Annotated in this window: 21 protein-coding genes and 2 pseudogenes; 8 read left to right on the top strand and 15 right to left on the bottom strand. The window is 59.0% G+C overall.

Features of this window, described 5'->3' with window-relative positions:
• Positions 1–85: 85 nt before the first annotated feature.
• Complete coding sequence (locus J6524_RS21455) at positions 86–556, top strand: hypothetical protein (RefSeq protein ID WP_225674123.1); 471 nt, start codon at positions 86–88, stop codon at positions 554–556.
• A gap of 56 nt (positions 557–612) precedes the next feature.
• Here J6524_RS21455 and J6524_RS38235 read toward each other — a convergent pair whose 3' ends face one another.
• Positions 613–1,320 (bottom strand): helix-turn-helix transcriptional regulator, encoded by a 708-nt coding sequence (locus tag J6524_RS38235; protein WP_446479902.1) that lies wholly within the window; start codon positions 1,318–1,320, stop codon positions 613–615.
• Positions 1,321–1,422: 102 nt separating this feature from the next.
• On the bottom strand, positions 1,423–1,827 hold the full coding sequence (locus tag J6524_RS21440; RefSeq protein ID WP_225674121.1) for a VOC family protein: 405 nt from the start codon (positions 1,825–1,827) through the stop codon (positions 1,423–1,425).
• Positions 1,828–3,265: 1,438 nt separating this feature from the next.
• Here J6524_RS21440 and J6524_RS21435 point away from each other — a divergent pair.
• On the top strand, positions 3,266–3,643 hold the full coding sequence (locus tag J6524_RS21435; RefSeq protein WP_225674119.1) for a hypothetical protein: 378 nt from the start codon (positions 3,266–3,268) through the stop codon (positions 3,641–3,643).
• A 320-nt stretch (positions 3,644–3,963) separates the two neighbouring features.
• Here the strand turns inward: J6524_RS21435 and J6524_RS21430 are convergent, their stop codons facing one another.
• The 5 genes from J6524_RS21430 to J6524_RS21410 all read right to left on the bottom strand — a co-directional run bounded on the left by J6524_RS21430 (position 3,964) and on the right by J6524_RS21410 (position 11,680).
• Positions 3,964–4,959, bottom strand: a complete 996-nt coding sequence (locus J6524_RS21430) for a type I glyceraldehyde-3-phosphate dehydrogenase (protein WP_225674117.1) — start codon at positions 4,957–4,959, stop codon at positions 3,964–3,966.
• A 401-nt stretch (positions 4,960–5,360) separates the two neighbouring features.
• Positions 5,361–5,582: a hypothetical protein gene (locus tag J6524_RS21425; protein ID WP_225674115.1), complete on the bottom strand. Its 222-nt coding sequence runs from the start codon at positions 5,580–5,582 to the stop codon at positions 5,361–5,363.
• A gap of 682 nt (positions 5,583–6,264) precedes the next feature.
• Positions 6,265–7,533 (bottom strand): ATP-binding protein, encoded by a 1,269-nt coding sequence (locus tag J6524_RS21420; protein ID WP_312002432.1) that lies wholly within the window; start codon positions 7,531–7,533, stop codon positions 6,265–6,267.
• A 73-nt stretch (positions 7,534–7,606) separates the two neighbouring features.
• The gene (locus tag J6524_RS21415; RefSeq protein WP_225674113.1) at positions 7,607–8,584 is read right to left on the bottom strand and encodes an alpha/beta hydrolase; all 978 of its coding nucleotides are present in this window, start codon (positions 8,582–8,584) and stop codon (positions 7,607–7,609) included.
• A gap of 174 nt (positions 8,585–8,758) precedes the next feature.
• The gene (locus J6524_RS21410) at positions 8,759–11,680 is read right to left on the bottom strand and encodes an ATP-binding protein (RefSeq protein ID WP_225674112.1); all 2,922 of its coding nucleotides are present in this window, start codon (positions 11,678–11,680) and stop codon (positions 8,759–8,761) included.
• Between the two features lie 966 nt (positions 11,681–12,646).
• On the opposite strand from J6524_RS21410, the gene J6524_RS21405 reads away from it, so the two are divergent.
• The 4 genes from J6524_RS21405 (at position 12,647) to J6524_RS21390 (ending at position 15,056) form a co-directional block, all read left to right on the top strand.
• The gene (locus J6524_RS21405) at positions 12,647–13,219 is read left to right on the top strand and encodes a cytochrome P460 family protein (protein WP_225674110.1); all 573 of its coding nucleotides are present in this window, start codon (positions 12,647–12,649) and stop codon (positions 13,217–13,219) included.
• Between the two features lie 87 nt (positions 13,220–13,306).
• Positions 13,307–13,912 (top strand): sulfite oxidase-like oxidoreductase, encoded by a 606-nt coding sequence (locus J6524_RS21400; RefSeq protein ID WP_225674108.1) that lies wholly within the window; start codon positions 13,307–13,309, stop codon positions 13,910–13,912.
• A gap of 2 nt (positions 13,913–13,914) precedes the next feature.
• Positions 13,915–14,667, top strand: coding sequence for an FAD-binding oxidoreductase (locus tag J6524_RS21395; protein ID WP_225674106.1), 753 nt, complete (start codon positions 13,915–13,917; stop codon positions 14,665–14,667).
• An 86-nt stretch (positions 14,668–14,753) separates the two neighbouring features.
• Positions 14,754–15,056 carry a PQ-loop repeat-containing protein gene (locus J6524_RS21390; RefSeq protein WP_225674104.1) on the top strand — a complete coding sequence of 101 codons (303 nt, stop codon included), beginning with the start codon at positions 14,754–14,756 and terminating at the stop codon, positions 15,054–15,056.
• A 461-nt stretch (positions 15,057–15,517) separates the two neighbouring features.
• Here J6524_RS21390 and msrA (J6524_RS21385) read toward each other — a convergent pair whose 3' ends face one another.
• The 5 genes and pseudogenes from msrA (J6524_RS21385) to grxC form a co-directional block, all read right to left on the bottom strand.
• Positions 15,518–16,036, bottom strand: coding sequence for a peptide-methionine (S)-S-oxide reductase MsrA (gene msrA, locus J6524_RS21385; protein ID WP_225674102.1), 519 nt, complete (start codon positions 16,034–16,036; stop codon positions 15,518–15,520).
• On the bottom strand, positions 16,033–16,512 hold the full coding sequence (gene msrB / locus J6524_RS21380; RefSeq protein WP_225674619.1) for a peptide-methionine (R)-S-oxide reductase MsrB: 480 nt from the start codon (positions 16,510–16,512) through the stop codon (positions 16,033–16,035). Before msrB ends, msrA (J6524_RS21385) begins: the two co-directional genes overlap by 4 nt.
• Positions 16,513–16,830: pseudogene (trxA, locus tag J6524_RS21375) on the bottom strand (thioredoxin); the annotation flags it as partial.
• Positions 16,831–16,844: 14 nt separating this feature from the next.
• Complete coding sequence (gene trxB / locus J6524_RS21370) at positions 16,845–17,858, bottom strand: thioredoxin-disulfide reductase (RefSeq protein ID WP_225674617.1); 1,014 nt, start codon at positions 17,856–17,858, stop codon at positions 16,845–16,847.
• Positions 17,853–18,097, bottom strand: a pseudogene (gene grxC, locus J6524_RS21365) (glutaredoxin 3); the annotation flags it as partial. The gene trxB and the pseudogene grxC, both read right to left, overlap by 6 nt.
• Positions 18,098–18,240: 143 nt before the next feature.
• Here grxC and J6524_RS21360 point away from each other — a divergent pair.
• Positions 18,241–18,837, top strand: a complete 597-nt coding sequence (locus J6524_RS21360; RefSeq protein ID WP_225674100.1) for a TetR/AcrR family transcriptional regulator — start codon at positions 18,241–18,243, stop codon at positions 18,835–18,837.
• Between the two features lie 279 nt (positions 18,838–19,116).
• On the opposite strand, the gene J6524_RS21355 is transcribed toward J6524_RS21360, so the two are convergent.
• Positions 19,117–19,584, bottom strand: a complete 468-nt coding sequence (locus J6524_RS21355; protein ID WP_225674098.1) for a MaoC family dehydratase — start codon at positions 19,582–19,584, stop codon at positions 19,117–19,119.
• On the opposite strand from J6524_RS21355, the gene J6524_RS37405 reads away from it, so the two are divergent.
• Positions 19,583–19,708 carry a hypothetical protein gene (locus J6524_RS37405; RefSeq protein WP_283843334.1) on the top strand — a complete coding sequence of 42 codons (126 nt, stop codon included), beginning with the start codon at positions 19,583–19,585 and terminating at the stop codon, positions 19,706–19,708. The two genes, J6524_RS21355 and J6524_RS37405, sit on opposite strands and share 2 nt — an antisense overlap.
• Before the next feature lie 351 nt (positions 19,709–20,059).
• On the opposite strand, the gene msrA (J6524_RS21350) is transcribed toward J6524_RS37405, so the two are convergent.
• Positions 20,060–20,578, bottom strand: a complete 519-nt coding sequence (gene msrA / locus J6524_RS21350; protein ID WP_225674095.1) for a peptide-methionine (S)-S-oxide reductase MsrA — start codon at positions 20,576–20,578, stop codon at positions 20,060–20,062.
• A 49-nt stretch (positions 20,579–20,627) separates the two neighbouring features.
• Positions 20,628–23,798 carry an efflux RND transporter permease subunit gene (locus J6524_RS21345; RefSeq protein ID WP_225674093.1) on the bottom strand — a complete coding sequence of 1,057 codons (3,171 nt, stop codon included), beginning with the start codon at positions 23,796–23,798 and terminating at the stop codon, positions 20,628–20,630.
• Positions 23,799–23,807 lie beyond the last annotated feature (9 nt).

Raw genomic sequence — 23,807 nt, 5'->3', positions numbered from 1 at the left:
AGATCGTTGAACGTTTTGCCCGTCGTTAAAACGGCGGCAACGCGGGGCAACCGTGCGTGAGTTAAGGGATGTAAGAGACCTCGACATGTGCTCGCGTCGGCCGCTCGCTGCTGTTCTTCTCAGCATTATGCCCTTAGCGGAGGCTACTGCGGCCAGCCTGGAATGGCGAAGGTACGCAATTCCCGTCACCGGATTGAGCGTAGATGTTCCAGTATCGATTTTCGAGGAGGACGCGGGCGCAACAGAAGGGACACTTGGCCGCCATCTTTTCACGAAGGATTATCGGGCCAACCTCACGATCAAGTCGTTTCCTAATCCCGATAACGATTCCCCTGCCGTTTTTCTGGAAAAGATGCGGCCGCCAGCTGATATACAATACAAAAGAGTGACTCCTAAGTTTTTCGCCGTTTCCGGGGTTCGAGACGGCTATACCTGGTACAATCGTTGCAACCGCGTGAACGCCTTCATGAATTGCATCTTGATGAATTATCCAGCGGTGGAGGAACGCCAATGGGATGGTATTGTCACGCGGATTAGCTTGTCCTTAGCCAAATAGAAGCGTTGCGGGGGCCTCGACAACTCAGAAGGCTCCAGTATCTGACGTACGCTGAATTACTTGCCTAACTTCATGGGTCGGTTGTGCGATCTCCTCACGGCCTCGGCACCACCCTGTCTGATCGCTTTCGGCACTCTCCTACTGGTTTCCTGGGTCCAGATGGTCGGGAAGCCGCGGATCGCACCCGATCCGGCAGCCGCACCCGCAACTGTGGCTACCCCCTTCAACACCGCGCGCCGGCTCAATTTTCTCTGCTGCACGGCATTCAGCCCAGGCCGGTCGGCGCCGGACTTCCCCTCGTCCCTGTCAAGCATGGCATTGCCCCGGTGAAAGGTTGAACCAGCGGCGGCAGGCCCGGAAAATCTGCTCTGGTCGGAGAAGCCGAGCAGATAGGCGGCTTGCCCAAGCGACAAATGCAGCCGGCCGAGATACTGATCCGCAAGCTCCCGGCGCGTATCGTCGAGCAGCTGCAGGAATGATGTCTCCTCCTCCAGCCTCCGCTGCAGCGTGCGCTCGCTCATGCAGAGTTCACCCGCGACCTCGTCGCGCTTCGGTTCGCCATCGGGAAGTCTCTTGATGATAGCTTCCCGCACGCCGTAGCTGACCTGTTTCTGATCGAAATGCCGCAGATATTCGCCGGCGAAACGCTCATGCATTTCGGCGAGCTGCGGATTGAAGGTGAGCAACGCCGCCCGCATGTCATCGCGTGAAAAAAGCAGGCTGTTGCGCGTGGTGTCGAACGACACCTTACGCGCGGTCGCCATCGGTTGTTGTTGGTCCTGGTGGAGCGCCGCGCGGTCGATGAGATGAGCACTATTGGTTCGCGGCCGCGCTCATGCGACGCCACGAGCGGCCGAGCCGAACCGTCAAGACCGAACCGGCTGCCCGATTCCCAGCAGGTTTCCTTCGCTGTCGCGGAACCACGCGCCCCGCTCACCGGTACCCTTGCTGGGGTAATTCCCCTTAATCTCCGCAATTCCATTGACCGTCTTTAAGCCGGGCAGGTCATACTCCTCAAATTCGACACCCAGCATGCGAAGCTCGCGTACGGTCGCGTTGATATCCTCGACTTCCCAGCCCATTTGTGTGTGCGTGCCGGATTGCTCTCCGGCCGAGACGAAGATCGCAAACTCGCCGGCCGCGCAGACGTAGCGGAGCCCGCCCTCGCGCTGTTCGACCGGCTCGAGCCCGAGTTTCTCCGAGTAGAACGCCCTCGCGCGATTTAGGTCTTTGGCTGGAAGTCGGGTTGCCACCTTCGCATTCTTTAGCATGCCCTCTCTTCTTCGTGGTCTTCAGCTCAGTTGTTTCCGGTTTCAGCCCTCAAACGCGCAAACGCATTCAACTTTGATAGCAGACTGAAGCCAAACCTCATTCGATCACCTCGTCCGCACATAGCGGGGTATCGATGCCAGCTGAACCTTTGATTACATCGACACTCGGTCAACTTATCCCGATTGCTGGTCCGAGCCTACCTAAGCATGATCACTTCATACCCGCGCGCAATGGCGCTACCAAGTGCCCGGCGCTACCTATGAATGCAAAGCGAAAAGCAACGGAACCGGCTCCGCGAGCCGGCAGTTGCAGGACAAGCTCGGCGGCGTAGCGCCCACCGGCCTCTGTCCTGGTCGAGCGGCGCGTTGCCGCTCCAGTAATTGGTATTTACTGCCACAGTTGGCTGCAGAGAGTACGCCATGAAAAACATAGCCGATCTCGTAATCTGGTTTTGGCAAGGGAGCCAGCCCGCGTCCAATACTCCGGTTGCGGCTATGACCGAAAACCGAGATCGATCCAGCATGGCCGATTTTGTCCGCATCCTGCAGGCCTACGATCAAGACCAGTACGGCAGGAGTTAGGGGCGACCGCGTCCGTTTGTAATATGGTCGTCCGAGCAGACCAACGCTCAGGACATGAGACGCACCGCGTCCAGTTTTTTACATCAGCCACGTCCGTTCAGGGTCAGACACGGAGGAAGCTCAATCGAGCAAGCTTGGCGAGAGGAAGACCATCCGCGAGATCGACGGAGTCACCAGCGGTCAGGTCGTCCAGTACGACCATTCGTCACGAAATGCCGGCAGCATGCCGCGAAAGCCCAACTGAAGGCCGCGCTGCACCCTGCTCCAGAATTCGAAGTCGAGACAGACGTTCCTCAGGCGTGTTTCCAGCAATCAGACTGGCGTAGGTGGCTCCAATTGACGTGCGGACGATCCAGTCCGGCTCGATGCCCGCCTTAGCAGAGCCAACCGGCGGCGCACGCCTAAGCGCAACTAAGGTCCCGGATCTGTCACCTCAGGTTATCGAGGTCTGCCCTTCGGGGGCACTCTCCCTCCTGCTTTCGGCCATTTGGGCGTGCAGCCCACTCGACCTTAGCGGCCTCATCCCATTTCTGAAGGACTGCTCGCATCGGTCGTTGAGCTGTACTTTCTCGACGGGCAGCGGAATCCGCCATTTCCAAATGAAGCAACAAAGAACCGGTTTAGTTGAATAATATCAATTGGCTGGCGACGCAGTGCCGATCGCACCGGTCTCTGGCCAAATTCCCCGTAAACAGGGAATTTTTCAGGGAAACTGGCGATGTTGCTGGCTCGAAGCAACGCCCCAGAGACAAAACACGCTGCAGTACAGCGCTTTCTGGGTCAATTCCCTACTCTAGTTTACAGGGAAATTTCGCGCGCTCACAGGGTATAGGCAGCGTAGATCAGGGAATTTCGCTTGCTGCCACCTAGCGCGATCTCGGAAGATGGAGATGGCTGCCAGGACGACGAGGCCGGCGACAAAAAGAAGGACCGAGCTCACGGCTCTCCTCCTCCTTTCAAGCAGGCGAAGTTGGCGCAGATGCCGAGCAGAATTCCGACTGGAGGCGTGATAAGGCCCAGGCAGGTTGAAAACCATCAACAGACCGGAGTGGACGAGGTCGATGCCGACTGCCTGCACCACCGGTACCAGCACCGCGATGAGGATGAATATCGCAGGCAGATGCTCAATAAAAATGTCGATGATGAAGAGAAAATAAGCGGCATCGCCGGTCCCGGTGGCACCGCAAGTAGCTATTCTTGTTATGGAAACGAAAGCCTCAGGTTTTTTGCCTGATGGCCCCACGTCCATATTGTCTAAGTCGCTGAGTTAATTGGTTGCTGGAGGTGGATTTGAACTACAAGCTTCAGGTTATGAGCCTGACGAACCTTGCCTATACCCATGCTGCCGAACTCTGGCAGGAGCGCCGTGCGGATGGGAGCGGAAGCGCGCGGCCATGTCGGAAACCCAGCAGGCCGGCACGTACGAGCAGTCCCAATTGCCCCACCCGGCGCGGTGCCTCGTCGAATGCCGCCAGCGCCTCCTAGGCGACCGGAAGCGTCACGTTGTGCCTAGCCCGCCCCCTCTGGTCGCTAGTCGAAGGCTGACTACGCCGGTCACACGCGAGAAGCGGCAAGGTCCTGGGCCACACGAACGAGCTGGGCCGAGTAGCCCCACTCGTTGTCGTACCAACTAAAGAGCTTGACAAGATCACCGTCGACGACCTGGGTGAGCGTCAAGTCGACGATCGCTGCCCGAGGATCGCCAATCACGTCGCTCGATACCAACTCGTCATCCGAGACGCCGACCACGCCGTGGTAGCGTTCACTCACCGCTTCTTCGCGGAAAACGGCGTTGATCGCGTCGACTGTCGTGGGTGCCGCCACGAGACAAGTGATGTCCGCGATCGAACCGACGGGCACCGGAGCGCGGATGGCGACGCCATCGAACCGACCCGCAAGCTCCGGCAGCGCCTTCGTTGTTGCGCGCGCTGCGCCCGTGGTCGAAGGCACGAGGTTAGCGGCTGCCGCACGTCCGCGGCGGCGGTCGGCGAGCGGACCGTCGACGAGCGCCTGGCCGGCGGTGTAGGCGTGAACCGTCGTCATCGTAGCCTTGCGCACCCCAACGCGCCGGTTCAGGATTTCCATCACTGGCGTGATCGCGTTCGTCGTGCAGCTCGCGCAGCTGACGATCTGTTTGCCGGCGGCGGTGTTGACGCCGTGCGCGAGCGTCGGCACGTCGCCGTCGCGCACTGGAGCCGAGAGGATGACGAAGCCTGCCCCCGCCGCGAGGTGCCGCTCAAGATCAGCAGCATCCGTGAACCGGCCGGTGCACTCGAAAACCAACTCGACACCGAGCTCGCCCCACGGCAGCTGCTGGGGATCCCGCTTTCCAAATATCCGCGACGTGCGGCCGTCGACCACCAAGCGGTCACCCGCGACCTCCACGTCTCGGCTGTAACGGCCACGGACCGTGTCGAATTTGAGCGAGTACGCGAGATCGTCAGCGGATGCGATGTCGTTGACAGCGACGACATCAAAGCCTCTGGCCTCGAGGAGCTGCTTGAACAGCGTCCTTCCGATACGGCCGAAGCCGTTGATAGCGACCTTCATGACATTCTCCTCTTCATCCTGCTGCAAGCGCCAAACGCGCACTTGAGATCGGTGGAGGCTGTTGGAGTCGGGGCGGGCTGCCGTTGCCAGGGTCCGCATTCTACCCAATGATCTGATGCACCGCACATGCAAGTCAGTTACGTTGCTGGCGGACGATGTCGGTCTAACAAAGCGTGCGATCGGCGTCACCGATCGTGACGCACGCGAAGCGGCATCTTTTGATCGCCCCTGCTAACAGGCACGGCTGCCTGCCCCACGCGATCCTTGCGTTCGCGATCAACAAACGTGTGATGGCCGCAATAAGCATCAAGTTCGTCATCGTAGTTCCTCTCCGTGAATGCGTTGATTCGCTTCTCGCTATCACGCAAATAGCAGACGGGCCTTCGTGGCGAGTATTCTCATTATGCCCAGACGCTGGCGTCACCATTCGGCAAACCGTCGATGCCAGCGCCTGCGCGGGATGCGATCGGTACGGACTTGGCCTTCTTCGCGAGATAACAGTCGTGATCGCAGTAGAACTGTTTAGAAAACACTTCGCGCAGATAACCGAAGCCGATCGATGCGGAGCAAGTCGCACATGTCGATGCCCGAGCCGCCCTATCATTCACCAATACGAATTTCATCGCTGTCCTCCGCTGTTCTCATGCAAGTCACAAAAAGTCTCAGCAACCGCACCCTGCACCAAAGCCGAGGCATCGGCTCGTTATGCGTTGTTAGACTTTGCGAGCAAGTAGCCGCGTTACGCCAGTTCGCAGCTCGGTAAAGTGATAGTCTGATGCACATCGCTGTAGGCGGAGCGTCGCGATTAGTTCAAAAACGGATCAGTTTCCACTAAGGAGATTTGAGTGACGAAACACGCCGAAGATTCAAACAGGTACCGCCTTATGAACTCGTGCACGGCGACGATGCCGACTTCATCGTCTATCAACGGCATCCACGTGATGGCGCCTGGCAGACGATTTCAACATGGATGATCCCACGCGTGGTCTCTGACTAGTCGGATCCTGCGCCAACAAGCTGCTAGCGCCGGCGACGTCTGATCGATTGAAGCAATGTAGCCCAACCTGCACTCATCGGCGGAGTTGAAGTCACACCGGGGCGCAGAGATCAGCCCTTACTCTTGCATCGACCGCAGCAGTTCGCATGGCGAACGGCCAGGCAGACAGTTCGTCTTCGTCAGCGCTGATCGTGAGCGCGTAGGAGCGCGTTATGTCGAGCAATCGATAGCGCATTATGGTGCCGATCGGACGGGTCACGACCATCGACTTGGCGACCAGGCTGTCGATTGCCCCAAGAACTACCGATTCATCCAGCGTGGCTGCTGGTCGCAGCCGCGAGAGCGGCGTCGAGCGTAAAGTGTCCAACGAGTACGGCGAGCCGACGTAGCACCGTGCGCTCCGACTCGGAAAGCAACGCGTAGCTCCAATCCAGCGTGGCCTGCAGCGTCTTTTGGCGGGGCGTTGCGCTGCGCCGGCCTGGCCACAGTAGCGGCGGGCGCAGGTCGAGCAGGGCGGCAGTCTGCGCCAGGCCATAGGATTCGACGTGCCTGGCTGCCAGCTCGATCGCCAGCGCCATCCCGTCGAGTTTCCGGCAGATGCCCACCACAATAGTCGCTTCCGCGTCGCTAAAATCCGGGTGCGCGCCGCTCGCCACGGCCTGCTCTACGAACAATCGGGTCGCAGGAAATGTAAGAAGTGCAGCGGCCGTAAGCCCCTGATCCTCCGGTGGACAGGCAAGAGAGTCCAATCGGTAGACATGTTCATCCTTCACCTGAAGAACCTCTCGGATTGTCGCGAGGAGGTGTACTTGCGGCGCTGCTGTGAAGATTAGTGACGCCAGTTCCGCTACCGTCTCGATGAGATGTTCGCAGGTGTCGAGAATCAGCAAAAGTCGCTTGTCCCGCAGGTAAGCGAGCAGGCTCGGCGTTGCGTCCTCGGATTGAACGGACAGGCTCAACATCGACGCTATGGCCGGGGCGACGAGCTTGGGATCGTTTAGCATGCCAAGATCGACGAAGATCACGTCGCCCGTGAATTCATCGAGCAGCTGATGCCCAACCGCGACCGCGACCGTCGTCTTGCCCACGCCACCAGCGCCCACGATGGTGACAAAGCGCGTTGCGTTCAGCCGGTCTGATATGTTTAGAACGTCATTATCGCGTCCGATCATCCGGATAAATCGGCTCGCCAGATTGGCGTGCGGAAAGCCGACCTCTGCAACTGCCTGGCTTCGTTTGCTCGATCGCGAGACCGGAGCCACGAAGCAGTAGCCTCGCCCAGATGATGTCGAAATGTATCTGGCACCGTCCCTTCCATCACCGAGTGCCTTGCGGATGCTCGCGACGTGAAACCGCAGGCTGCCTTCTTCTACCGTGATGCCTGGCCAGACCTCAGCCATCAGATCGCTCTTACTGATGACTTCGTTAGGGCGCGACAGCAGTGTCACTAGGAGGTCATAAGCCCGCCCGCTGAGTTCAACGGGCGCGCCATCCTTTGTCAGCAGTCTCTCGCTCGCGACCACGCTAAAAGGACCGAACGATATGACCTCTTTGGTCTGCGCTGTCCGCGTCGTCATCGGCGTGCTCCAATTCATTAACCGTCACTGTCGGTCATAGGTCTCTGACAAGTCTGCTGCGCGGCTAAATCTTTCATTCAAGAATGGAGCGGAGAAGTGCGTTCGTCTGCGCAATAGCGCCTCGGGCCGCAGGAGTATCGGCCAATGCGTTGAGCATGACGAAGTCGTGAATGGTGCCGTTGTATCTCGTGGAGGTGACACGTACCCCCGCGCAGACCAATTTGCGCGCGTAGCACTCGCCTTCATCACGGAGCACATCATTCTCGGCGACTATGATGAGTGCATCCGGAAGGCCCATCAGCTGATCAATCGAGGCATTGAGTGGTGCAGCGGTGATCTGCTTACGCGCGGCGGCGTCCGGAAGATAGGCTTTCCAGGACGATTCCATTGCTTGCTTGGTCAGCCACGGACCATTTGCGAACAAGGCGTAGGACGCGGTGTCGAACATTGAGCTGACAGCGGGATAGAACAGCACCTGCACATCTATCTTGGGACCACGCCGCTCTTTCGCCATGAGAGTGACAGCGGCGGCCATGTTGCCGCCAACGCCGTCGCCAACGATGGCGAGGCGCGTTGGATCGATCCCAAAAAGCCTGGCATGTTCTACCAGGTATTTGGTGACGGCGTAGACTTGCTCAATTGCTACGGGATATTTCGCCTCCGGCGAGCGATCGTAATCTACGAAAAACAACGCAACGTGCGCACCGACCGCGATTTCGCGAATCAAACGGTCGTGTGTTTCCTTGTCGCCGACAATCCAGCCGCCACCATGAACGTATATCAATGCGGGTAACGTTTCACTTCCTCTCTCCGGTCGAACGATGCGAACTGGAACCGGTCCGGTGGGGCCGGTAGGCACAACCATATCCTCCAAATGTGCGGCTGGCTTGCCGATGATGCCTGACTGCGTATCCCTCAGAATGCGTCGTGCGTCTTTTGGAGACAGTTCGCACATAACCGGGCAGTCGGCGATTGCCTCGACAAACTGCTGTGTCAGAGGCTCAAGCAACGCTTCCTCGGGGATATTTGTTGGTGCGGCTTTCTGTGGCATCGATATTCATCCGAGAAGTAGCGCTCGCCAGTCATCATGAGCGCTCCCACGACAAAATCCCAACCAAACGTTGTGAATTCTCGCTAAGATCCCGGCGGGGCGTGAAATCGCCCCGCGAAGCATTGTGAATTTTCGTGAAATTTCCACGGGAACGTGAAATGGACCCAGTCCTAGCTAACGTTGTCCCGAGAGTTCATCCAGCAGAACCTTCGCCACTGTAAGATCGTTGGTTTCGTACCCTTCGGTAAAGCGACTATAGATCGGCGCGAGCAGCTCGTACGCTTCGCCAATCCTCCCCTGATCCCGCCGCAGTCGTGCTAGACTTGTTGTGGTGCGCAGCTCCCACGCGAGAGCCTCCTGCGTCCGGGCTAGCTCAATCGACTCCAAGAAGTCTTCCTCGGCCTTGCCCGCGGCATGACTAACGTCCCGCTGCAAAACGACTACACCCCTGATCCGCAAAAGCTCTGGGCTGCACCAGCGCTCCGCGCTTTGCTCGCTTCGTACGATCGCTTCATCGATCGTGTCCTTGGCCAACAGGGCGTCTCCGGCGACCGCCAGCCCCTCGGCCAGCGCGCCCAGGAACGTCGTGAGATACTGGACGAATCTGGCTCGACGCAGCTCGTCGATACCAGCTTTAAGCTGCTGTAATCCGGCAGCGGCGCCGCGCTTGACGTCCAGTTCTCCTTCGAAACAGCGACCGTAAGCGCGCCAGATATCAAGCTCATCGCTGGCAGTTTGATCGAGCAGCATCTTTATGTAACGCTCCGCCGCCATCAGATCGCCAGCCATGAGCGCAACCGGGCGCGCTGCTTGAACAAGCGCGTTGCAGAGCGAAAGCCTGTGATTGATCGAAAGAGCCTCGTCGACGTTAATCTGGATGCAGCGTAACGCCTGATTCGCAAACCCTTGTAGCCATGGTACTCGCGCGAGCGTGATGCGTGCCGTCACCCGTTGGTCGAATTGAAAGCGTACCGCATGTGAGCGACGGACCGGGGTAACGTAGCTCGCAAGCATCCGCTCAATGTGCTGTCGCGCACTCGATTGTCTGCCTAGGAAATGCAGCGTCGCACCTGTCAATCGGTCACCGAGCAATCGATCATTGACATCACCGGTCTTGTCGGCAACCGAAGAAAAGCGCTTCGCAATAGTAAGAGCTTCGCCGAACTCTCCCCTATTAACTCGCGAAGCCCACATTCCCCAGAGCGCTCGTAAACGGTAGTCAGTATCATCCAATGCCTCCGCGATTTCGAAAGCAGTCGTCCACGCCACTTCCGTGTCTCGGACCGATGCCGTTGTGTACATCTGCGACCAGGCAACCGCAGCACAGAGTTGCATCCGGCGTCGATCATTTTTCGTCGTACTTTCCCCGAGTGTGACTAGAGCACGTTCGGCGCGCGCGCGGCATTCCTCCATCAACGACATTTCGAACCAAAGGGGCGACGCGGCGACCGTGAGCTCTATACCGACGCCAACATCGCCGTTTGGCGAAAAGGCCCAGTCCAGCGCGTTGCGAAGATCGTCGATCTGCTGAGCATAGGCCGACAACCATTCGAGCGTGGGCCACGTATCCCACTCTGCATGGGCACGCTCGAACCGATCGAGTTGGTAAAGCGCGTGTCGTCTTCTTACGGCTTGCGTTTCTTCCTCAGTTAACCTATTCAGCGCGTAGGCTCGTGCTGTTTCTGTTAGCCGATAGAATACTTTCGCACCTCCCACATCCGCGATGACCAGTGACTTCTCGACAAGATCGGCTATGACATCGTCTATTTCGTGTGCGGTGGTTGTGCCGTCTCCAGCGATTGCCGTTGCAGCGTCCATCGTAAAGCGTCCAGCAAACACGCCCAGCCGGCGCATGACGAAGCGTTCGGTTTCGGAGAGCAGTTCATAGCTCCAATCGAACGCCGCACGCAACGTCTGATGCCGTGGCAGGGCGGTCCGCCGGCCGCGTGACAACAGATGAAATCGATCATCTAGGCGACTGGATACTCCGCGAACTCCAAAGGCGTCAACGCGACTCGCAGCGAGTTCGATTGCTAGCGCGATTCCATCGAGCCGACGGCAGATCTGCGCGACAATTGGGATATCTTCATCCTTGAGTTCGTATCCGCCGGCGGTTGCTGCCGCCCGCTCGACAAAGAGCTGTACTGCCGGGTAGCTAAGCGCTTCTGTGACTGTTAGTCCCGGCTCGGTAGGGGCGGTCTCCAGTGGCGGAAGGCGCTGCACGCGCTCATCTTCGGCGCGCAAGGGTTCTCGACTGGTAGCAAGGACGTGAATACCCGGTGCCCCTTTCAAGAGTTCTTCGGCCAACGCTGCGGCTGCCAGCAGGACATGCTCGCAATTGTCGAACAGGAGCAGCATCTGCCTGTCTTTCAAAAAGGAGGTCAGTGCGGGATATGGATTCTCTGAGCGGACGGCGACACCAAGCACTGCGGCGAGTGCGCTCGGCACAAGCTGGGGATCGCTGAGGGGAGCAAGGTCAACAAGACGTCCACCGTCTTTGTAAGCGGTAATCAGTCTGTCGGCGACCGCGAGAGCAACTGTGGTCTTGCCAATTCCGCCTGGTCCGACAATTGTGACGAAGCGTCCTCTCGGCAATCGACTGCTTACCATTGCAACGATATCGTCGCGGCCGATCGGTCGTGTGAGGCGGTCAGGAAAGTTGTGTCCCTTAGGGCCGGCGGCGGTGAATGGTTGGGCCGCATCGCTCGTGGACCGTGCTACCGCCGCAACAAAGCGATACCCCCGACCAGGCACCGTGACGATGTAGTTTTCGCCCGTGCCGCCCTCCGCGAGTGCGCGCCGCACAGCATTGATTTGAGCTCGAAGATTCGATTCCTCGACGGTGAGACCAGACCACACGCGAGCAATGAGTTCATCTTTGTCGACTACTTCGCCGGCGCGCTCAACCAATGCAACGAGAATTTCAAAGGCTCGACTTCCGAGTGGAACTGGATTATCGCCTTGGAGCAGTAGTTGCTGCCGCGGGGAAAGGCGGAACGGGCCAAACGCGAAAGTAACCCCGCTCACGTGATTGCGTCCGTCACTTTCCGTGACGGATGCAGAAGAATGATCACGGTCGCCTCTGCTAGGTGCCATCGTTGGCTCGCCCCTTTGAGGCCAAGGACGAGCAACTTACCACCTCAGTAACGGGTTGAAAAGCACTGCAGTCAATCCATCGTTGACTGTGAAATACTTGATAGGCCAGAAAAGTCCGACTCGGGAAGCAGTTGATTGAGCGCAGTTAAGCGCCGCTGCCGGGTAAACGAAAGCCGTGCCTCGGTATCATGCTCTCGGCGTCGGCCAAAATTGCTCTTCGGAAAATCTAGGTGCCCCGACGCTGTCACCTAGCTTGGCGTACATCTTCAGCCTGTTCCACACTGATGATGATTTTTCGTTTGGGTTGCAGTCGCCGGCATTCCAACATCAGATGGGCATCTCGCGCATCGGCTAGAGGAACGACTGCACCGTTCGTGTCTTGAGCTCACCATTGTCAATAAATTCAGCAATTTTGCCCAGCCGCCCGGTCGTCACGTCCACTAGATAGAAGCCTGCAGTTACGCCGTGACGCTTTGCGCGTGTACGCGCGCGATGTGACTTGCGACGATCCTACTCGATGTTCGTGCGGGATGCCATGGCGGCAGCCGCGTCTGGCGCGCGGCCCCTGTGCGTTAGCTGGCGGGCGAGTCGGAGAGTCCCAGTTGCACAGCCCAGGTCGTGGCCAAATCATCTTCATTGTGCTTGCTATCGGGACGGAGGGTCCGTCGCCGGTCTGGCGAAGTGTTTGAACCCCCGCCAGGGAAACCCTCAGCTCCAGGGAATTGGGCTCGACCGGCAATAACGACCGATAGCCCTGAGCGGTTCATGCGCGCGCGGAGAACGTCCAAATTAAGCGAGTGTCTCGGCGCTGCGCCCGTCGCTGATGGCAACAGCTAACAGCGTCTAACAATGCTTAACGAGCGGTTTGCCGGCTTCTGCACCAATGTCGGCTCGGCCTTACCGACCCGTCGCGCTGGCGGGGGTACAAGTGGTATCGCCGGTGGCGTCGTCATAAGGAGACAGACCGTGAAGAACGCCAACGTCGTGATAAATTGGATTGCAGGAGCAGCCTTAGTGGCGATCGCCGTGGTTGGGGGGCTAATTGGTGGGGGTGCAGAAAGTAACGAGAAGGCCATAGCAGATGCCGATGGAAATCTGCATGTGCCGAAGGGTTATCGGTCCAGTTATCAAATGCTAGGGAGTTGGGCGGTAGCTGCCGATCAAGGACAAGGCTCAAAGGAGATCCATGCTGTCTATGCGTCACCTGGAGTAATTGACTCTTATCTAAAGACTGGACGATTTCCGGAGGGTGCCGTCCTTGTCAAAGAAGTCTTTGAAGCCGCCACTGAGCAAATGACGACTGGTGCGGTGAGTCGGGCTGGGACCCTGAAGGGTTGGTTTATCATGCTAAAGGACAGCAGCAATCGAAATCCGGCCAACAAACTGTGGGGAGACGGTTGGGGCTGGTCGTGGTTCGAAGCCAACAACCCAGCGAAAACAACTTCCACCGATTACAAAACCGATTGCCAGTCGTGTCATGCGCCCGCACAAGCAACTGATTGGGTTTACGTAGAGGGATACCCGCCACTTAAGCGATAGACGCAACAAATTCTAAGTTGGCGGGGCGCCGCTGGTATCGCGCTCAGAACTGCAAGCGCGACCAGCAAAAAATCGAGGAGCATTGTTATGGTGACACGTGGATTTGCTGGCAACCCGCCCGCATCAGATCAGTCAGATCGAATTCCGCCCGGGCAACACCTTGTCCGGGATTTCCCTGTTCTCTCGGCTGGCCCGACTCCGCGAGTCTCGCTTGAGAACTGGTCGTTCACTCTCAAAATCGGTCCACGCCCGGTGAAGCGTTTGACATGGGCGGAGTTCAATGCTCTGCCGCAGACTAAGATGACTCGCGACATCCACTGCGTCACCAAGTGGTCAAAACTGAATACATCGTGGAGCGGCGTCCTGATCGATGATCTGCTCGCTGACGCCGGTCTCGAGCCACCAACATCCCATGCACTGGCGCATTCATATGATGGCTACTCGACCAACGTGCCGGTGGTCGACCTCATTGGTGGCAAAGCCATGATCGCAACACACTATGACGGCAAGCCGCTGACCTCAGATCATGGCAGTCCGGCAAGGCTCCTCGTCCCGCATCTCTACTTCTGGAAATCGGCGAAGTGGGTCAATGGACTTCAGTTCACGGAACGCGATGAGGCCGGTTTCTGGGAGCTGCGTGGTTATCACATCTATGGCGATCCGTGGCGCGAGCAGCGCTACTCGGGCGATTGACCATGACGGGCGCGGTCATTCAGGCGGTTCACGTTCCATGGCAAGAGGCCGTGATCGAACGTATCCGGCGCCAAACGACGAGTGTGTCGAGCTTCTTCCTTCGCCCCCAGAACTGGCGTTCATTTCAGGCTGGCCAGCATCTCGACGTCCGGCTTACCGCGCAGGATGGATATGTGGCACAGCGAAGCTACTCAGTCGCATCTGCGCCAGGACTCGAGGGGCTTTACGAGCTCGTCGTCGAGCGCCTTGAGGGCGGCGAGGTGTCCCCCTTTCTTCACGATGTTGCCAAGGTAGGCGATACGATTGAGATCCGCGGCCCCTTCGGCGGTCACTTTGCGTGGAATCCCGAGGATGGCGGACCCCTCCTTCTCATCGGTGGCGGTTCCGGGATCGCGCCGCTCATGTCGATCCTGCGCCATCGCGCCGCGGTGGGTACCGAAATCCTCGCCGTTCTTCTCAACGCGGCACGCACATGGGACGACGTGATCTTTCGTGAGGAGTTGATCGAGCTCGATGCGGCGGACGCTAATTTCACTCTTCTGCTAAGCCAATCCAGGGATGCCGCTTGGCGTCCGCAGGACGCTGGCCGCAGGATCGATCTGCCACTGCTCAAGGCCACGCTGGCGAGGCTTGGCGCTGCCCCCCGATTGACCTTTGTGTGCGGCTCAGATCGTTTCGTGGAAGCTGTCACTGGTCATCTTCTGGATTTAGGTCTGATTCCAGAGACGATCCGCACCGAGCGATTTGGCGGTTAGCAGCACTGCGCTGCTTTGAATCATGACGTCCAATTTTCCGATTGGAGAGCGCTTCACTTGTTAGTCCAGCAACGAGGGCGAAGAGTATGGAACACTTGCTGTCCGTCATCGGCTATATTGGGACCGGGCTTGTCATCGGCGCCTACGCCCCTCAGATCTGGCACCTCTGGACTGAGGGTTGCTCCGCCGGAATCAGCGAGCGCGCCTACGCGTTATGGGTGTTGTCGTCAGCGGTCTTTCTCGCCCACTCGATCACCATCGGCGATGCCGTGTTCATGGTCACACAGCTCGTGAACATGATCGCCCTCGCGATCATCCTGGTCCTCGCGCGGCGGTTCCGCAACCAGATCTGCACCGCGCATGCGAGCCAGCTTCACGTACGAGAGTAGTTCCGGTAGAAGTCAGGCCAAAGGAACTCTGACGCAAATTCGGTGTAGCTGCGGTTCAGATTGCGCCGACGAGGTGCGTTAGAAAGCATCGATTTCGCGCGCCCGTACATTTGACGTTTCACGAAGCTTGAGCTTGGTGATCTGGCTTTCGGACCACGGAAGGTCGGCGTGCTTAGGGCCACGTCTGGTTCGCCCAATGAACGGACACCGTCGGCTTGCACTTCAAGGGAATAAACGCGAACGTTGAAATTGATGTCGCACCATCATCAACGTGGAGCAGGTTGATACCTCGCCCAAAGGAACGTGACCGCATCTGAACGCGATTAGGGCATTTCCGCCGAATAACTGTCCCACAGAGCAAAAGCCGGTCGCGTAGGTTGTGATGAATGTCCGTGCTAATGGCGCCTCTGGGCTGAGCAGGCCTCACCCGCCCTAGGGCGATGAGGCTCTGCAGGCGGGTCTCAGGCGTCCGCACGGAGTCGCCGGGGTAGTTTCCAGCCCGGGCGCAGGAAGTGGCAGCTATAACCCTGCGGATAGCGCTCGAGATAGTCCTGGTGTTCAGGCTCCGCCTCCCAAAATTCGCCGGCGGGCGTGACATTCGTCACAACGCGGCCTGGCCATAGGCCCGAGGCGTTGACGTCGTCGATCGTTCGGAGCGCCTCGTCGAGCTGCGCCTCGGAGACATAGAAAATCTCTGAGCGGTACGAGGTTCCGACATCGTTCCCTTGGCGATCCACTGTGGTGGGATCGTGAATCTGGAAGAACAACTCCAGAAGATCGCGATAGCTGATGCGTTTCGGGTCGAACTCGATCTCGATGGCCTCGGCGTGAGATCCATGATTGCGATAGGTCGCGTTCGGCACATCGCCGCCCGTGTATCCGACCCGTGTGTTGACTACGCCAGGCAGCTTGCGGATCAGATCCTGCATGCCCCAGAAGCATCCTCCTGCAAGGATGGCACGTTCAAGTTTGCTGGTCATTTTGACACCTCCTTCTGGTCCTCGACACCGAAGATCGACAGCAGATCGCCATAGCCCTCGGCTGCCATGTCCTCCAGTTCGACAAAGCGCAGCGATGCGGAATTGATGCAATAACGCATGCCGGTCGAGTCCGACGGTCCATCGGGGAACACATGTCCGAGATGGCTGTCGGCATGTTTGGAGCGCACCTCTACCCGGCGCATGCCGTGGCTGTCGTCTAACCGTTCAACGACGTTCTGCTCCACGATCGGGCGGGTAAAGCTCGGCCAGCCAGAACCAGAGTCATACTTGTCGATAGAGGCAAACAATGGCTCGCCTGAGACCACGTCGACGTAGATCCCGGCAGCTTTGTTGTCGACGTACTCACCCGAGAACGGCGATTCGGTGCCGTCCTGCTGTGTGACCCGGTACTGCTCTGCAGTCAGCCGGCTGAGCGCCTGGTCCGTCTTCGCGTATTTTGCCCGCGCGCGTTCGATCGCGGCGATCAGCGAAGTCCGCGTTTGGAGACCCACCAGCGTTTCAACCGGTTCGCCACCCTTGAACAGCACCAAGGTTGGAATGCCACGGACGCCGAACTGCGCGGCCTTCCGCTGATTGTCATCGACGTTGATCTTCGCGATGGTAAGGGCCTCGCCGTAGTCGCCGGCGAGTTCTTCCAGGACCGGCGCGATGGCGCGACACGGGCCGCACCAAGGCGCCCAAAAATCGACCAGCACGAGGTCATCTCGGTGGACAGCCATGTCGAAGTCATCGTCGTTGATGTGGATCGGTTCATTGGTAACAAGGGTTGTCATGTCATTACTCCTGTTCATGCTGCATGTTTCAGACTTGGCGCATCAGCGCCGATCGAAAGGCCGGCCAGGTAACGCTCGGCGTCGAGCGCGGCCATGGCACCGGTGCCGGCCGATGTGACCGCCTGGCGATAGACCGGATCGGCCACATCACCCGCCGCGAAGACGCCGGGAACACTGGTTTCGGTGGCGTTGCCGCCCAAGCCACCTTTGGTCCGGAGGTAGCCACCGTCGCGGTCGAGCTGCCCGGCGAAAAGCGCCGTGTTCGGGTCGTGACCGATGGCGATGAAGACGCGGTCCACGGCAAGATCCCGGGCTTGTCGGGTGCTGACATGGCGAACGCGCAGGCCTGTCACGCCGGATTGCTCACCCAGGACCTCCGCAACCTCATGGTCCCACAGGATCGACACCTTGCCCTCCGCGACCTTGGCGAACAGCCGGTCCTGGAGGATCTTCTCGGCCTTGAGAGCATCGCGGCGGTGCACGAGCGTGACGTGGCTGGCGATATTGGTCAGGAATAACGCTTCCTCGACCGCAGTATTGCCACCGCCAACCACGGCGACCGGCTTGGCCCGGAAGAAGAACCCATCACAGGTGGCGCACGACGAGACACCGCGGCCCCTAAATGCCGTCTCCGACGCCAGACCGAGGTAGCGAGCTGTGGCCCCTGTGGCTACAATCAGGCTGTCGGCCGTGTAGACTCCGCCATCCCCGGTGAGACGGAATGGCCGGCTGGACAGATCGACAGCCTGGATGTGATCGCGGATCAGCGTCACGTCGAAGCGCTCGGCATGTTCGCGAAAGCGCTCCATGAGCTCCGGACCCTGCAGGGTGACGTCGCCGCCTGGCCAGTTCTCGACCTCTGTCGTCGTCGTCAGCTGGCCGCCGATCTCCTGCCCGGTAATGACGGTCGGTACGAGACCCGCGCGCGCGGCATAGATGGCCGCGGTATAGCCGGCAGGTCCGCTGCCAAGAATGACGACACGGGAATGGCGCCCCTCCGCGGCAGCATTCTCGCCTCGGCCGAGCAGCGGATCGAGCTTGCCAGCAGCGTCAGCGCCGCAAGATCGTCGAAACCGCCGACATGCCGGCCGTCAACGAAGATCTGGGGTACAGTCTGCCGTCCGGATCGCTTGATCATCTCCGCCTGAAGGACGGCGTCATGTGTCACGTCAATCTCGGTGTACTCGGCACCCTTTGAGTTCAGCAGCTCCTTGGCTCGGGCGCAGAAGCGGCAGTAGTCCTTCGTGTAGATAACCACATTGGGCATGGCATTAAATCTCCTTTGGCATCGGCCTTGATTCTTGACCGATCGGTCATTATTTCGTGTAACGAAAGCGGCCTGTTGACCGCCTGTACCATCCGTAAATGGACATTCGTGACCGATCGGTCAAGAAGTAGGAGACGTCACAAATGCTTGAGCCGAAGGTGATCGGCCGGCCCCGCGAGTTCGACGAGGATCAGGCCATGGCGAAGATCATGGATGTGTTTTGGGAGAAAGGCTTCGAAGGCACGTCCATGAACGATCTCGAGGCCGCTACCGAGCTGAGAAAAGGCAGCCTTTACGCGGCCTTTGGCGACAAGCGCGCCATGTATCGGAAATCACTGGAGCTTTATGATCGAACCGCCATCGACGAGTCCGTGCGCGTGCTCACTGGCATCGATGCGCCAGATCGACGCATTGGCAAGTTCCTCCAAGCGCCAATCGACGCCATGGCGGTCGCAAATGATCGACGAGGCTGCTTCATATGCAACGCCTCAATTGACCAAGCGGTCGTAGATCCGGAAACACAGCGCTTGGTCAACGGAAGCTTAGAACGTCTCGGGCGCGTGCTGGAGAAGGTGCTCTCAGAGTTGAGCGCGATCGACAACAACCGGCGGCGCGCAGTCGCCCAACATCTCTTGTCAGTCTATTTCGGACTGCGTGTTCTGGCTAAGGCCGGTCAACCTGTCAGGATGTTGAAGGCCGCCAAGGAAGCGGCGCTTCGCAGCGTTTTGCCGATCGAATGAATGAGTACACGTCGGGACGAATCTCCGATTGAGCGCGAGCTGTTCGTAGGCGCGCAGCCCTGGATTAGCTGTGCAGGACCGTCGAGTGCGGCGGCGCTTGCCGGGGGCTCGTATCCCTTCACCATTTAGGGCAATTCATCAGACGCCCTGGTCTTGCCAATGTCGGCAATCCATCGGCGTCCAGCGCCGCTTGGCCCCGCTGGCCGCTGACTTATTCAATGCGTGTAGTAATATCAGGCAAGCTACCCCCCATATCTGGCGGCACGACAGCAGCGCGGATCACGTCGCGACTCTGCGCGGAACGACAAGTTTGGCCTTGAGAATCTGAACGACCTCGCCGCGTTGGTTTAACGTTCGGCTGAGAAGGACTATGGTGCCGCGGTCGGATCGAGAGCGCGACGGCGCAATTTCAACGACTTCGCTCTCAACGTGGAGTACATCTCCGGGACGTGTCGGCGCTGGCCAGTTCAACTCTCCGCCGGCTCCGACAATGCCGCCAGCGAGTGGCGGACCACTTTCAACATTGAGGCGCATCGTGATCGCGGCAGTGTGCCAACCGCTCGCTGCCAAGCCTTTGAAGAATGTGCGTTCCGCGGCTTGCTTGTCTGTATGAAAAGGCTGCGGATCGAATTGAACCGCGAACGTCTTGATCTGGGCTTCGTCAAGCGTGTGTGTCTTGCTGGTAAAGCGCTGTCCGACATGCAGATCGTCAAGATAGAGGCGGCCAGACGGAGTCGACTTGTCCATGTTTTCCTCTTTCGTTACAGCCAATGGTAAAGCCCTGATCGCCACGGTGGAGAAAGCATTTGGCCGGAACGCCCGGCGCTTCGACGCCCTTACCCGCCACATCGATTGCGCTACCTTCCTTTGAGAGGTCAATGGTCACCAATGGCGCATCGAGAACCGGCATCAAGTTGTCGCCGCGCGATTGACGCTGATCTCCTCGGCGACATTAATCATAGTTTCGATGCTGCGACGCGCACTCAACTTCCGAGTTAGGTCAAATGCGGAACCTCGGCTAGCTCCCGGATCTGCGTTTGCTAAGGGCCCATGAACGGACATGACAGCAATTGATCCTGACCGCGTCGTCAGAAACAAGCCGATGCTCGACGACAAGGAGACCAGATCGTAAGCAACCCCTCATTACGGTCATACAACACGCTATCGTGGATGAGGGCGCCGTCGCGCGCCCTTGGGGAAGATTAGCATGTACTGTACGGCATTAGGCAGCTGCGCCTGGCCTCTGCCGAAGCTTCCACCCCTTGCGTGGGAAGTGGCAGGTGTAGCCCTGCGGATAGTGCTCTAGATAGTCTTGGTGCTCGGCCTCGGCTTCCCAGAACGCTCCGGCAGGCGAGACCTTTGTCACAACCCGGCCCGGCCACAGGCCGGAGGCGTTGACATCCTCGATCGTCCGGAGGGCCTCGTCGCGCTGTGCCTCCGAGGTGTAGAAGATCTCCGAGCGGTAGGAGGCCCCGATATCATTGCCTTGCCGGTTAAGCGTGGTCGGATCGTGAATCTGGAAGAAGAACTCCAGCAGATCGCGATAGCTGATACGCTTCGGATCAAAGTCGATTTCGATGGCTTCGGCATGCGATCCGTGGTTGCGATAGGTCGCGTTCGGCACATCGCCGCCCGTGTACCCGACCCGTGTCCTGACAACGCCGGGAAGTTTGCGGATCAAGTCCTGCATGCCCCAAAAGCAACCGCCGGCTAGCACCGCCTGTTCAAGCTTATCTGTCATTTTGACCTCCTTCATGAACTCGTTTGCCAATGCGCCTCGACGAGGCGCCTTATTGAGGATTGAGAGCGGTTTGACTCGGCGACGCCTCGGTCTTTGCACGCGCGGTCGACCATTTGCGCAGCGCCACATAGAAGACCGGGGTGAGGAAGAGACCGAACACGGTGACGCCCAGCATGCCGGCCAGAACTGTGACACCGATCGCCTCGCGGACCTCACTGCCTGCTCCGTGACCCAGTAGCAGCGGCACACAGCCTGCAATAAAGGCAACCGACGTCATCACAATCGGACGCAGCCGCAGATGGCAGGCTTCGAGCGCAGCTTCGATGATGCCCTTACCTTGGAGCTCCAACTCGCGGGCAAACTCGACGATCAGGATGGCATTCTTGCACGCCAGCCCCATCAGGACGACCAGTCCCACCTGCACGAAGATGTTGTTGTCGCCCCCCGTGAGCCAGACGCCAAACATTGCCGAGCAAATACACATCGGCACGATGAGAATCACCGCTAGCGGCAGCGTCCAGCTCTCGTACAGCGAGGCGAGCACCAGAAAGACGAGGATCACGGCAAGCAGAAAGACGACAGGCGCCGCGTTACTTTGGCTCACCTGCTGATAACTGAGATCCGTCCACTCCAGCTCGATGCCGCGTGGCAAGACCCGCCCGGCAATCTCCGTGATCTTGGCAATGACCTCTGCCGACGAAAGCACTCTGGGATCGGAATCACCGATGACGTCTGCCGCCGGGAAACCGTTGTAGCGGACCACCGGATCGGGGCCGAACGTTGGCACAACGGTCACCATGGAACTGATCGGCACCATGTCACCGCCGGCGTTACGCGTGCGCAGGTTGCCGATGTCTTCCGCCTGCTGGCGAAACGATGCGTCGGCCTGGGCCAGGACCCTGTAGACCCGGCCGAACTTGTTGAAGTCATTGATGTAGCTCGAACCGAGATAGACCTGCAACGTTTCGAACAGGTCGGATAGCGCCACGCCCTGTGCCTTGGCCTTCACGCGATCGATCTTGACCTCGAGCTGAGGAATGTTGGCCTGATAAGAGCTGACAGGATGTGTCATGCCCGGCGTTCGTGCGATCTCGGCCATGAACACGTTCAGAGCGTCCTGCAGCGCGCCATGACCAAGACCCGCCCGATCCTTGAGGTACAACGAATAGCCCGATCCATTCCCAAGGCCTTGGATGGGTGGCGGAAGCAGCGCGTACGAAAAGCCGTCCTTGATACCTGCAAATTTGGCGTTGAGTTCGGCGGTGATCTCCGCCGCGCTGCGGTTGCGCTCGCTATACGGCTTGAGCAGGATATAAGCGGTCGTGATGTTCGGCGTATTTACGAACTGCAACGCGTTGAAGCCAGCATAAGCATTGACGAAGTCCACACCCTCGACGGTGCGGGCGATTTCGTCCATCTTTCGCGTGACCGCCTCCGTACGGGCGAGAGATGCACCCTCGGGCAGCTTTGCACCTGAGAACAGGTAGAGCTTGTCCTGAGCAGGAATGAAGCCGCCGGGCACCGACTGAAACAGCACAGCCGTGATCGCCAGAAGAGCTGCATAAACCGCAAGCGCGACACCACGCCGGCCGAGCGACCTGCGCACCAATCCTTGATAGCCTCGTGCACCGACCTGAAACAAGCGGTTGAATGGGCGGAACAGCCAGCCGAATGCCGCTTCGATCACCCGCGCCAGCCGGTCCTTCGGGGCTCCGTGCGGCTGCAGCAGCTTAGCCGCCAGCGCCGGGGATAGGGTCAGCGAGTTGATCGCAGATATCACCGTGGAAATCGCGATCGTCACAGCGAACTGCTTGTAGAACTGCCCGGTGACGCCCGAGAGAAACGCCATCGGCACAAACGCTGCGCAGAGCACCAGCGCAATAGCGATGATCGGGCCTGAAACCTCACGCATCGCCTGGTGGGCGGCTTCGTACGGACTCAGCCCCCGCCCGATGTGCTGTTCCACGTTCTCGACCACGACGATTGCGTCGTCCACGACGATGCCGATCGCGAGCACGAGGCCGAACAAGGTAAGCGTGTTGATGGAAAATCCCAGCAGATACAGGAAGGCGAAGGTGCCCACCACGGAGACCGGCACGGCGATCAGCGGGATAACTGAGGCGCGCCAGGTCTGCAGGAAGAGGATGACAACCAGAATTACGAGGAACACCGCCTCCAGAAGCGTGTTCAGCACCGCGCGAATCGACTCGCGCACGAAGACGGTCGGATCCCAGACCACCTTGTAGGTTATACCCGGGGGGAAGCTTTCCGACAGCTTGCTCAACCTGCCGTAAACCGCATCGGCTACGCCGAGCGCGTTGGCGCCGGGCGACAGAAAGACGCCGGCGGTTGCCGCCGTCTTGTTGCCCTCAAAAACCCGCATCGTGTAGTCACCGGCTCCAAGTTCGAGCCGGGCGACGTCAGCAAGACGAACCACCTGGCCGTCTTCGCCGCTCTTGAGCACGATGGCGCCGAACTCTTCCTCAGTGGCAAGACGGCCACGCACGTTTATAGAGACCAGGAAGTCCGTCGTCTTGGGAGATGGTTCAGCACCCAGCTGTCCAGCGGACACCTGCACATTCTGCTCGCGTATCGCCTTGAGCACGTCCGTGGCAGTCAGATTGCGTGACGACAGCTTGTTCGGATCGAGCCAGATGCGCATGGCGTAATCGCCTGCGCCGTACAGCCCAACATGGCCGATGCCATTCAGACGCGATAGCTCGTCCTTGACGTTCAGGGTCAGGTAATTTCGCAGATAAAGTGTGTCATAACGGCCGTCGGACGAATACAGGCTCACGTACAGCAGTGGCGTGGGAGACTGCTTTTGCGTCGTCACACCATACTGACGCACCTGGTCCGGTAGCCGGCTGAGCGCCTGACTCACCCGGTTTTGCACGCGAACGGCAGCGGTGTCGGGATCGACGCTGGGCAGGAACGTCACGACGATCTGCAGGCTGCCGTCGGAACCGGCGACCGACTTCATGTACATGATGCCTTCGACGCCGTTGATCGCTTCCTCGAGCGGCGTCGCGACGGACTCGGCCGTCTCCTTCGGATTGGCGCCCGGATAGGTTGCACGCACCACCACGCTGGGCGGAACAACTTCAGGATACTCACCGACCGGCAGCAGGGGAATCGAGATGAGGCCTGCCAGGAAAATGACAATCGACAGGACAATTGCGAAGATCGGGCGTTCAATAAAGAACTTCGAGATGTTCATCGTCGCCTC

Origin of the sequence: Bradyrhizobium hereditatis, from assembly GCF_020329435.1 — a bacterium.
In the GTDB taxonomy this organism is placed as follows: Bacteria; Pseudomonadota; Alphaproteobacteria; order Rhizobiales; family Xanthobacteraceae; genus Bradyrhizobium; species Bradyrhizobium hereditatis.
The sequence above is the reverse complement of the archived record's forward strand: the minus strand, read 5'-3'. Positions and strand labels throughout refer to the sequence as shown.